Consider the following 11897-nt stretch of genomic DNA (forward strand, 5'->3'; position numbering starts at 1 on the left):
CTGTCTATTTACCCAGTTGTGCACCTACTTCTGATGTTTTCATCTTATTGGCACTTAGCTGGTCTGTTACTAATATGGTACTATCATTTATACCCTCCAGCACCTGCACCCATTCATTGCTTACAAAATTGGTTTTCACTTTTGTTTTCTCATCCTTGCCTTTAATTTGTACATATCCGTTATAGTCAATATAACTGCGGGGTATCAACAGCGCATTATCATGCCGGGCTACAACAATATTACTTTGCAGTTGGGTTTGTGCAACCTTAAAGTCAATTGGCTCATTAAAAATAATCCTGCACACAAAAGATTGTGTTTCTTCATCAAACGATGGATATATTTTATCAACAGTGCCATTGTACACCTTGTTTTTTTCAGTATTAAGCTCTAAATAGGCTTTTTGCCCCATTTTAACTTTTGCAATGTTGGCTTCATCAACATTTACTTTGGCATATATCACATCAGCGCTGCCTATGGTAGCAATAACATCACCACGTTTTACATAATCACCTGTTACCTTAAATTTCTGGTACACTTTTCCTTCTGAAACTGCTGTTATGCGGTTGTTACCAAGCGTCTCTGCATTAATCTGTTTGCTGGCTCTGTTAGTAATTTCCTCCTGGCGTGCCTGCTGCTGCCTGTTTCTGTAATCTTCAAGTGCAGATAGGTAGTTGGTTTTCGATGTCTGGTAGTCAAGGTAAATATCCTCATATTCCACTTTTGATATACTGTTGCTTTCAAGCAGTTTACGGTACCGCTGTTCCTGCTGCGCATCTTGCTCCATTTTTTTACATGAAAGCTCTACATTCTGTTTTGCCTGTTGAAGCAAGGGGGCTGAAGATGCAGTATTTGCCTGTGCTATGCGGTAAAGCTGGGTAGCGCTTTGAGTGTTAAAAAGATTTTCTTTATTGTCTATAACAGCTAATACTTGTCCCTTTTTAATGAGGTCACCCTCCTCAAAACTCACTTCAGTAAGATAGCCGTCGCTCAAGGCAGTAAGCTCATAAGTATCCTTAGCCTCCAGATATCCTGATGCAAAAACTGTTTCTATAACATCTTTTCGTACAGGCTTTTTTTCTTCAAGCTTTTTTCCGCATGATGCTATTGCCAGGCATAAGAACAATATCCACAATCGAGTTTTCATGTTAATTTATTTTATTATTTATATCAATCTTTGCCCGTGCAAGCAGTACGCTTATCCTTGATGATATAAGGGCATAATCTGCATTAATCATGGTATTATAGCTGTTAAGCGCATCATCAAGGGCCAGAACTCCTTCGCGGTAAAGGTTCATATTTTTAGTATAGGACTCTTTCCTAAGGGCAAGTATTGCTACATCATTTGTGTATTGCGACACCGCTTTTTCAAAATCGTTTTGGAGCTGCTTGTTTTCAAGGGTTGCTTTTATTTTAGCCTGTTCTGTTTTTTGCTGTGCTATTATATAGTCATATCTTGCATTAATAGTGTTGGCAACCTGGGTGCCGGTGGGTAAGGGTATAGACAGCTTAAACCCAATATACCTGCTGTTAATCCAATCACCGTCAAAAACACTGAAATTAGTATTAAACAACTGCCATGATTGAGAAAATTCTGCCGATAAGGTTGGCAAGAATTGTTTTTTGTAATACCTGTAATTGCTTAATGCATATTTTTCATTCAGTATACTATTTTCAACAGCAAGTTTGTTTAAAGTTGCTTTTGGGGCAAGAACAGCGGAAGCTGCATTAGCGGCATCTTCTATAATTAATTCTGTAGCTTCAGGAATGTCACATAGAATTTTAAGTAGCAGATAATATTTTTCAAGTAAATAACCTGACTGGTTAGAGCTTTCTATAGCAGAAAGCTGGGTAACCCGGGCATCATTTACTTCCTGAAGCCGTATAAGCCCCTGTTTGTATTTATTTTCAGAAACAATATAAAGGCTGTCGGCTATTGCTTTATTTACAGTGTTGCTTTTTAGTTGTTCCTGTAGCGTTACTACATTAAAATAAGCTGATGCAATATCTTCATATAGTGATTTGAGATTTAGTTTATTATCTGATTCCTGAAGTTTTATATTGATTTTTGATAGCTTTAGGTTTTCCCAACCGGGCAGGTTGAGCAGTTTTACCTCTGCTGATTGTGTTCCTGTTGTTGTGTAGCGCACACCTGTAGTTACATTTGTAAAGGTTCCCGGCTGCCCGCCAAATATTTCTGCAGGAAAAACTGATACAGGAAGCTTAGTATTATCTACAAACCGGAGGGTGTTGCTCCCCGATATGTCAAGTAAGTTTATAACAGCTGCTAATTTTGCCTTTTTAGCCTGTATAAGCCTAAGGCTGTCTGATTTTGTTGCTATGCTTTGCCTGCCTGCATAAGCAAGCATTTCATCAAGAGATGTAACTCTTACCTGAGCCTTAATTTGCATTACAGTAGTGCAAAGGCATATCAGAATGAGAATATTAAAATATGATCTCCTTACCATAAAGCAATGTTTATGGTACAAAGTTGCTCACATATTTAAACAGCTAAAAGAGTTCTTTAATTGAAACGGACAAACTTGTCCTTAAAATGGACAATTAGTTTAAGGTAAGCCACTCAATAAAAGCTGTGGTTTTTTCTTTTGGGACTAAAACCTGCCTGTTGCAAGGGATAGTTAAATTAATAAGTAATTTTCGGTTAAAATGATGATTCAGGTCTTTTACAGCTGTTCGGTTTACAAGCATTTGCCTGTTTACCCTGAAAAATAAAGGCCCGGCTATTGCTTCTGTTCTTTCAAGATTATTTGACACCAGCAATTGCTCTTTACTGAAAGTAACTGCATACAGGTGTGCCTCTTCTTTAAAGAAAAGGGCTATATCTGTAAACAGGTAGGGGATAAGCTTATCACCTTTATGTATTATTATCGAAGTAACTTTTTTAGTTTGGGGTACCAGCATTTCTTTTATAAAATCATGAAATTCGGGCACGCCGGCCGGCAAAAATTTTTTTTCAAGCAGCTTGTATTTTTGCAGCGATGCCCCTACTGTGTCAACTGAAAAGGGTTTAAGAAGATAGTCGATACCAAAACACCCGAAAGCCTTAAGGGCATATTCGTTATAGGCTGTACAAAATATTACCGGAACTGTTGGCGTAAACTCATCATATACAGTAAAGATCTGGCCATCGCCCAGTTCAATATCAGAAATAATTAAATCATAGCTTATATTACCTTGCTCAAAAAAAGCTCTCGATTGTGCTACTGAATGTAAATATGCTACAATATTTATGGTACTGTCTACAGATTTAAGTGTGCGTTCTAAATCCCTGCAGGTTAGCATTTCATCTTCTATAATAACTACATCCATCTAGCCAATAGTAATTTTAACAGTAAAAAAGTGTTCATCCTCTTCTTTCTCAAGCGGTAACCCTGTAAGCAGCAGCAGCCGTTCGTTAAGATTTTTAAGGCCGAGACCGGAGCGTTCGGTTAAGCGCACACCGGTTTTGTTATTACTAACGCAAATTTTGCTGCCTTCATTATACAGTTTAATCAAAAGTGGGTTTCCAGGTGTAAAATAGTTATGCTTTATAGCATTTTCTACCAAAAGCTGTAAAGCAAAAACAGGTATCTTATTGCTGTGTAATTCTAATGCTATGTTTTCTGAACATTGTAAGGCTTCCCCAAACCTATACTCCTGCAGCTCAATATAGCTTTTAGTAAAACTTATTTCGTCAGATAATTGTACCATGTTTACATGGTTTCCGTGTGTACTGTACCGCATAAAATCTGATAGTTTAAGCGTATATTTTTCAGCATTTACAGGGTCTTCATGTATCAGAGATTTGAGGGTAGCCAGGGTATTGAACAAAAAGTGCGGCTGAAGTTGCTGTACTAATAGCTGTTTTTGCGCCTCAAGGTTAGCAATTTTAAGATTATTAATTTCAATGCGTGCCGCTGCTTTGGCCTCCTGCAACCGTACAACATCAATAATGATAAGTATGAAGGTATTAATAAAAATAAGGGATAGTACCGGATATACAGATGATATACCAGTTACCGGAGGGTTTTCTGCACCTGCAATTCTGCCAATTGTTACTGTAGTAAGATGAATGATTATTGTTATAATGTAGCTTATACCATAGCGCAAATAGTTCGATTTGTTACTTAATATATCAGTAATATATAAGTTGATATTCCAAAAAATAAATATACCAATAGTCAGAATACAAAATATAATTCCTATTTCACTTATAGGCAATTTCTGCAGAAGCAATAGGGGGCTGAGCCCAAACAAGCCAAGGGCAGGGGAAAAAACAGCGGCTATTTTAAAGTTTCTGCTAATGGCTGATTTTATTTGTTGGGGTATAAAACAAATATAGTTAATTGTTAAAGCAATAAAACAAGGCTTTCTATCATTCAGATAAATTTTTATGAAAATTATATTAAATATTTTTTTAATTAAAAATATTATCTGACATTTGCGTCAGACGTAACCGTCAAAATATTTAAATGGAAAATAGCGATACAATAGAAGATCAGATTTTAGTTGCAGCCTTTCAGGTGTTTGTAGAGAAGGGCTTCGAGAATGCTAAGATGCAGGACATTGCAGCGGTTGTCGGCATTAAAAGAACTGTGCTGAATTACTATTTTAGGTCTAAAGAGCTGTTGTATCATAAAATTGCTAAAACCGTAATAAGTCAAACTTTGCCGGTAATACTTAAAACACTTAATAGTGACTTACCCGTTAATGAAAAAATTGAGGCATTTGTTTCGGTTTATATAAATACAGGCTTAAAGAATCCGTTTTTACCTCTTTTTATTGTCAATGAACTTAACAGTTTAGGAGATAAATTTATAGATATAGTATTTGAGGGCCATTCGCCTAACGTTGAACCTTTTTTAGCTCAATTAGAAGCAGAGATGGAAAAAGGAAAGATTATCAGGATGAAGCCAATACAAATTTTAATACATATTTTTTCGTTATGTGCTTTTCCTTTAATTGCAAGACCTATGATAAAAATCCTGACCCATTGCAATAACGATGAATATTTATTATTGATAGAAGAAAGAAAAAAAGAAGTTGTAAGATTTGTTTTAAAAGGCATAACACCATAACTATTTTTTTGAAAATTAACTGACACGTGTGTCAAACATTAGTGTCATTAAAGTAAGTTTTATGAAAAAAATTATTATCCTATTCCTGATTTTTAGTCATAGCATTAACGCACAGGAAATTGAGCTTGAATATTGCTTACAGCAGGTAACTACCCATTATCCTATTTTTAAACGTAAGGACATTGAAAAAGAAATAAATGAAATTTCAAAGAAAATAAACCATAATACCTGGTTGCCTCAGTTAGCTTTAAACGGGCAGGCAAGTTATCAGTCAGATGTTACTCAGGTTTCTTTGCCACAATCGCCTATAGACCCTTTGAGCAAAGACCAGTATAAAGTATATGTTGATTTGAACCAAAAAATATATGACGGCGGAATTACAAAAATCAAAAACGACATACAAACGCTATCATCGCAAATAATTACAAGTAATATAGAAAGCGAAATACACAACATAAAGCAGCAAACACAGCAATATTTCTTTCATGCGTTACTGGCCCAGGAAAAAATAGTTATTTACAAAATAAACCAGTATGAAATTGAGCAAAGGATAAAAGTAGCAGAGGCAAGTGTAAAATTCGGTACCTTAAAACAAAGTGAAGCAGATATACTACAGGTAGAACTTTATAAAATTGAGCAGCAGATTATCCAGTCTGTATTTGATAAAAAAATTGCTGTAGAGGTTATCAACCTTTTTACCGGCTTGTCTTTAAGTGCTGAAACCACTTTTATTATTCCTGAGCCTGTTGTTATTGCCTCTGATAATTTTGAGAACAGGCCGGAATATAAATCATTCCGTTTTCAGAAAGAAAGCCTCGATAAAAATTACGGTTTAAAAGTTTCAGACTTATTACCAAAGCTAAATTTATTTGGGCAGGGGGGGTATGGCAGGCCCGGGCTAAATCAGCTAAGCAATACATTTGATACCTATTACATTGTTGGGGCCCGGCTAAACTGGGATTTTTCGGGATTTTACAACAAAAAGAAAAATAAGGAGATAACACAGCTTCAAAAAAACAGTATTGATGCACAGAAGGAATCTTTAGATTATAACCTAAAATCCCAAAAGATTAGCTTAGAGCAAAATTCAAATCAGCTTACTGAATTAATTGAAAAGGACAAAAAAATAATAGGCCTTAGGGAAAATATAAGTAAAGTAGCTGCTTCAGAATTTGATAATGGTGTTATTAATGCGACCAGCTTTTTAATTGAAAAGAATGCAGAAATACAGGCTAAGCAATCCTTAAAAATTCATGAGATCCAAAAGATTGAAATACAATACAATATAAAATTATTGACTGGTAACTAAAAAATAATATTAAGATGAAAAAGATAAGCCTACTCTTGTTAGCTGTTATATCCATTTACGGTTGTAGTGAAAATAATACCGATTTTGATGCTTCCGGTACTTTTGAAGCGGTAGAAACAATTATTTCTGCCCAGGCAAACGGTACTATCAACGCCTTTACTGTTGAGGAAGGGCAAGTACTTAAAGACAACCAGTTAGTAGGCTATATAGATAGCACACAGCTGTATTTAAAAAAGGTAGAGCTTGAAAAGCAAATTAGTGCCATTTTAAGCAAAAAGCCCAATGTAGGAGTTCAGCTGGCTTCCTATGAAACCCAGCTTGCCAAAGCCAATACAGAAAGAAACCGGATTTTAAACCTGCTGAAAGACGGGGCTGCAACCTCAAAACAGCTTGATGATATAAATTCTGAAATACAGGTTTTAAAGAAGCAGATTGAGGCACAAAGATCCAGCCTTAACATTACTGCTACCAGCTTTAACAAAGAGGCGGCACCTTTGTATATCCAAGTTGAGCAAATTGAAGACCAGCTCGGTAAATGTAAAATAATCAATAAAACAAAGGGCACTGTGTTAAGCAAATATGCAGAGGTAAATGAAATGGCCTCTGAAGGCAAAGCCCTCTATAAGATTGCCGATTTATCTACCATTATTTTACGTGCCTATATTTCGGGAGACCAGCTACCCCAATTAAAATTGAACCAAAAAGTAACTGTACATACAGATGATGGTAAAGGTGGGTTTCATACAACCGATGGCATTGTAACCTGGATTAATAATAAGGCCGAGTTTACGCCAAAAACCATACAGACCAGAAATGAACGGGCAAACCTGGTTTATGCCATAAAGGTAAAGGTTAAAAATGACGGGCGTTATAAAATAGGGATGTATGGCGAAGTTAAATTATAACCACTATGAAAGATGTTGTGTTACAAAATATTAGGAAAACATATAACAAAGAAAGTGTTGTTGCTGTAGATGATGTTTCTTTTGAGGTTGAAAAAGGAGAGCTTTTTGGATTAATTGGCCCTGACGGTGCAGGCAAGACAAGCCTCTTCAGGATACTTACAACCTTATTACTGCCTGATGGTGGTGAGGCTTTTATTAATGGCCATCATGTGGTGAAAAACTACAAGACCATAAGGAACCATGTGGGGTATATGCCGGGTAAATTTTCGCTCTATCAAGACCTTACAGTACAAGAAAGCCTCACTTTTTTTGCTACCATTTTCAATACAACTGTCAAGGAAAACTATGAACTTATAAGAGATATATATGTACAGATAGAACCTTTTAAGAATCGTAAAGCCGGAAAACTTTCCGGTGGCATGAAGCAGAAACTTGCCCTTTGCTGTGCTCTTATCCATAAACCTACCGTGTTGTTTTTAGACGAACCCACAACGGGGGTAGATACTGTTTCCAGGCAAGAGTTCTGGGAAATGCTCAAACGGCTAAAGCGCCAGGGGATCACCATTTTAGTTTCGACCCCCTATATGGATGAGGCCACCCTTTGCGAGCGCATAGCCCTGATACAACAGGGCAGGGTAATGTCTATAGACACCCCGCAGAAAATTGTCAGCACCTATCCGGACAAGATGTATGCCATCAAGGCCGATAATATGAGCCAGCTCCTAAAAGAACTACACAAAAGCCCGCTCATCAAAAGTGCCAATTCTTTTGGGGAATACCACCATATAACATTTAATAAAGGGAAAATGGACAGCTATACGGAACTGTTGGACAACCTTAAAAAGGCAAACTTTAATGATACTGAAATTAAAGAAATAAATCCTGCCGTTGAAGATTGTTTTATCCACCTAATGCAGCAAAATAATGACCAACGAAGTAGTAATTAAAACCGACAAACTTACTAAGCGGTTTGGGGACTTTATTGCCACCAACCAGATAAGCTTTGAAGTTTATCAAGGTGAAATATTTGGTTTTTTAGGGGCTAACGGAGCCGGAAAAACAACGGCCATGCGCATGCTTTGCGGTTTGTCAGTTCCTTCTTCTGGGGAGGCAACAATAGCCGGTTTTGATGTATATAAGCAAACCGAGAACATAAAAAAAAATATAGGCTACATGAGCCAGAAGTTTTCTCTGTATGAAGATTTAACCATTTTGGAAAACATTGAATTTTTTGGAGGTATTTATAATCTTTCAAATAAAAAGATAAAAGAAAAGAGCAATAGTCTTGTTGCTGCGCTGGGGTTAGAAAAAGAGGCAAAGAAATTAGTCGGCGAATTGCCTTTAGGGTTTAAGCAAAAATTAGCTTTTTCTGTCGCGGTAATGCACGACCCTAAAATTGTATTTCTTGATGAGCCAACCGGCGGCGTAGACCCTGTAACGCGCAGGCAGTTTTGGGATTTAATTTATGAAGCTTCAGATAGGGGAATCACCATTTTTGTAACAACACATTACATGGATGAAGCAGAATATTGCAACCGCATCTCGATGATGGTAGACGGCGAGATAAAAGCTTTAGACACTCCTGCCAATTTAAAAAAGCAGTTTGGTGCCGGCACAATGGATGAAGTATTTTTTGAGCTGGCCCGGGGGGCAAAACGAAAATCAGATTAGATAACATGGCTAAAGTAGCCATCACAATGTATTAAAAATGAAACAGTTTAATGCCTTTGTAAAAAAAGAGTTTTTTCATGTCTTCAGGGATTCCAAGACACTATTAATGCTATTTGGGTTACCCATTGTGATGATTACACTGTTTGGCTTTGCTTTGACCAATGAGATTAAAAACTCTAAAATAGTAATTTGCGATTATGCTAAGGATATAGCCTCGCAACGAATTACAGAAAAGCTAAAAGCCAGCAGCAACTTTATTGTAGAGGAAAGCATTATAAGCCATAATGAAATTGAAGCGCAATTTAAAACGGGCAAAATCAAATTAGTCATTGTTTTCCCCAATAACTTTAATGAAAGTTTACAACGCTTTGGAACCGCGAAGCTTCAGGTTATTGCCGATGCTTCAGATCCCAATACTGCTTCTACCTTAACAAGTTATGTAAATAACATTGTAAATAGCTATCAAAAGGAAATCGCCACAGGTACTAATGGCAGCTTTCAGGTTGTTCCTGAAACCAGAATGCTGTACAACCCTGAATTAAAAGGCGCTACCAATTATGTACCCGGGGTTATGGCATTAGTGCTTTTGCTGGTTTGTGTATTAATGACATCGGTTTCAATTGTAAGGGAAAAAGAACTTGGTACTATGGAGGTTTTACTGGTATCACCTGTTAATCCGTTTTTAATTATAATCGCGAAAGCTCTCCCTTATTTTACCCTTTCGATAGTTAACTTCATTATCATTATTATTATGTGTAACCTACTGCTGGAGATACCGGTTAAGGGAAGTATCCTGCTGCTTTTTGGCATCACAAGCATCTTTATTGTTTGTTGCCTCTCATTAGGGCTTCTCATATCAAACTCTACCCAGTCGCAGCAGATTGCTATGCTAACCTCCCTGATGGGTATGCTAATGCCTACCTTGCTATTTACGGGCTTTATGTTTCCTATAGAAAATATGCCTGTAGCATTGCAGGTAGTATCTAATGTTGTCCCCTCAAGGTGGTACTACACTATCGTAAAGTCAATCATGATAAAAGGCCTGGGCTTCTCGGCCATTTGGAAAGAAACGCTCATTTTAGTTGTAATGACAATATTACTTTTGGGTATAAGCTTCAAAAAATTTAAAATAAGATTAGCATGAGAACTTTACTCTTCCTCCTAAAAAAAGAATTCAGGCAAATCTTTAGAAATAAAGCGTTACTGCCAATGATATTAGTCACCCCGATTATACAGCTACTGATAATGCCACTGGCCGCTGATTATGAAGTCAAGAATATTAATATAGCTATTGTTGACCATGATCATTCTCCCTATTCACAAAACCTGGTATCTGCCATTATCGCATCAGGATATTTTAAACTGGGGTATTTCGGTAATTCTTACGACGCTGCATTTAAAACTTTAGAAGATGATAAAAGCGATGTAATTCTTGAAATTCCGAATGGTTTTGAAAAAAACCTTGTAAGGGAAAAAAGAGAAAATCTTTTCATAGCCGTAAATGCAATTAACGGTACAAAAGCAAATCTTGGAGGGGCTTACCTTGCTACTATAATTAGTAACTTTAATAACATCATTAATATAAAGTGGAATAATGAGGCAGCTATTTCCAAGCCTGCCGGTATAGAAGTTACCTCGTCAAATTGGTATAATCCCTATTTAAATTATCGTTTTTTCATGGTTCCCGGTATTTTGGTTTCTTTGGTAACAATGGTGGGAGCCTATATGTGCGCTTTAAATATTGTAAAAGAGAAAGAAATAGGAACGATAGAGCAGATTAATGTAACCCCTATAAAAAAACATCATTTTATTTTAGGTAAGTTAATACCATTCTGGCTTATTGGCATCTTTATTTTCTCTGTCGGCCTGTTTATAGTTGGCCAATGGGTTTACGGCCTTGTACCTCTTGGCAGTTACTTCCTGCTATATCTGTTCCTGTCATTTTTTTTGATAGCTGTTTTAGGTATAGGGCTGCTAATATCCACTTATTCACAAACCCAGCAACAAGCAATGTCACTGGCGTTTTTCTGCATGATGATATTCCTGCTGATGAGCGGCCTTTTTACCCCGATAGAAAGTATGCCAAAATGGGCACAGGTAATTGCATATTGTAACCCTGTAACCTATTTTATTGAGTCTATCAGGATGATCATTCTTAAAGGAAGTACGTTTACAGATATTAAAATTAATCTATTTATCATAATTGGCTTCGGTATATTTTTTAATGGATGGGCCATACTTAATTATAAAAAAACAACTTAATACTATGGAGAAAATAAAATTTTTACTTATTCTGATTTTTATTAATTGTGCATTATTTGCACAAAGCAGTGCCAATGCATTTAAAGCGGATTGGTATGCATCTGAAATGGATAACACCACTATTACTATATTTCAGTCTTCCGACGGGTTATGGTATGGTAAGATTATTAACAGTACTAACAAGGAGAATATTGGTAAATATTTATTGGAGAAAATGAGATACAACCCCTCCGATAAAAGTTTGGAAGGTCAACTTAAAAATCCTGAAAACAAAATGGTTGTAAAGGCGACTTTGACACTTGAAGGGAATAACAAGCTAAAAATTGTAGGTAAAAAATTGCTATTTACAAAAACTGTTTATTTTATCAAAAAAGGGTAACATATTATTAAGTAGGTAAACATAATTTTAATGACGATATGCACCACTGGTTCAATCAAACATTTGGATTATGTTTTTTTAGTGCAGAAAAGAAACATGTACAGCCTGCAAATACTTATCAAGGGAATTATTATACGTTTCCGGGTATAACTGTAAAAGACGAACAGATACAAGATATTTTTTCAATCTTCAATTTTTTAAGCCTGTTTTCGTGAGTAAATTTTTCCGCATTGAAATTTACTCACCTAATTACTCACAAAAATATTGATATAAATGCTGTTTCATTTAGGGTATAA

The 11897-nt window shown here is 36.2% G+C and carries 12 protein-coding genes; 8 read left to right on the forward strand and 4 right to left on the reverse strand.

The window, feature by feature from the left end; genetic code table 11:
- Positions 1-4: 4 nt before the first annotated feature.
- The 4 genes from Q0K96_RS05250 to Q0K96_RS05265 form a co-directional block, all read right to left on the reverse strand.
- On the reverse strand, positions 5-1144 hold the full coding sequence (locus Q0K96_RS05250) for an HlyD family efflux transporter periplasmic adaptor subunit (RefSeq protein ID WP_297332957.1): 1140 nt from the start codon (positions 1142-1144) through the stop codon (positions 5-7).
- Between the two features lies 1 nt (position 1145).
- Positions 1146-2465 (reverse strand): TolC family protein, encoded by a 1320-nt coding sequence (locus Q0K96_RS05255; RefSeq protein ID WP_297332958.1) that lies wholly within the window; start codon positions 2463-2465, stop codon positions 1146-1148.
- A gap of 94 nt (positions 2466-2559) precedes the next feature.
- On the reverse strand, positions 2560-3327 hold the full coding sequence (locus Q0K96_RS05260; protein WP_297332959.1) for a LytTR family DNA-binding domain-containing protein: 768 nt from the start codon (positions 3325-3327) through the stop codon (positions 2560-2562).
- Positions 3328-4107, reverse strand: coding sequence for a histidine kinase (locus Q0K96_RS05265; RefSeq protein ID WP_297332960.1), 780 nt, complete (start codon positions 4105-4107; stop codon positions 3328-3330).
- 362 nt (positions 4108-4469) lie between these two features.
- Between Q0K96_RS05265 and Q0K96_RS05270 the strand changes: the two genes are divergently transcribed.
- The 8 genes from Q0K96_RS05270 (at position 4470) to Q0K96_RS05305 (ending at position 11601) form a co-directional block, all read left to right on the forward strand.
- Positions 4470-5075, forward strand: a complete 606-nt coding sequence (locus Q0K96_RS05270; RefSeq protein ID WP_297332961.1) for a TetR/AcrR family transcriptional regulator — start codon at positions 4470-4472, stop codon at positions 5073-5075.
- 61 nt (positions 5076-5136) lie between these two features.
- A complete protein-coding gene (locus tag Q0K96_RS05275) occupies positions 5137-6384 on the forward strand; it encodes a TolC family protein (RefSeq protein ID WP_297332962.1) in 1248 nt (415 codons plus the stop codon).
- Between the two features lie 14 nt (positions 6385-6398).
- On the forward strand, positions 6399-7289 hold the full coding sequence (locus tag Q0K96_RS05280) for an HlyD family efflux transporter periplasmic adaptor subunit (RefSeq protein ID WP_297332963.1): 891 nt from the start codon (positions 6399-6401) through the stop codon (positions 7287-7289).
- A gap of 5 nt (positions 7290-7294) precedes the next feature.
- On the forward strand, positions 7295-8236 hold the full coding sequence (locus Q0K96_RS05285; protein ID WP_297332964.1) for an ABC transporter ATP-binding protein: 942 nt from the start codon (positions 7295-7297) through the stop codon (positions 8234-8236).
- Complete coding sequence (locus tag Q0K96_RS05290; RefSeq protein WP_297332965.1) at positions 8214-8960, forward strand: ABC transporter ATP-binding protein; 747 nt, start codon at positions 8214-8216, stop codon at positions 8958-8960. The genes Q0K96_RS05285 and Q0K96_RS05290 overlap by 23 nt, the downstream gene beginning before the upstream one ends.
- A gap of 37 nt (positions 8961-8997) precedes the next feature.
- Positions 8998-10104, forward strand: coding sequence for an ABC transporter permease (locus Q0K96_RS05295; protein WP_297332966.1), 1107 nt, complete (start codon positions 8998-9000; stop codon positions 10102-10104).
- Positions 10101-11222, forward strand: a complete 1122-nt coding sequence (locus tag Q0K96_RS05300) for an ABC transporter permease (protein ID WP_297332967.1) — start codon at positions 10101-10103, stop codon at positions 11220-11222. Before Q0K96_RS05295 ends, Q0K96_RS05300 begins: the two co-directional genes overlap by 4 nt.
- Before the next feature lie 4 nt (positions 11223-11226).
- Positions 11227-11601: a hypothetical protein gene (locus Q0K96_RS05305; protein WP_297332968.1), complete on the forward strand. Its 375-nt coding sequence runs from the start codon at positions 11227-11229 to the stop codon at positions 11599-11601.
- Positions 11602-11897: the final 296 nt, after the last annotated feature.

The sequence above is a fragment of the Flavobacterium sp. genome, from assembly GCF_024305175.1.
Lineage (GTDB): Bacteria > Bacteroidota > Bacteroidia > Flavobacteriales > Flavobacteriaceae > Flavobacterium.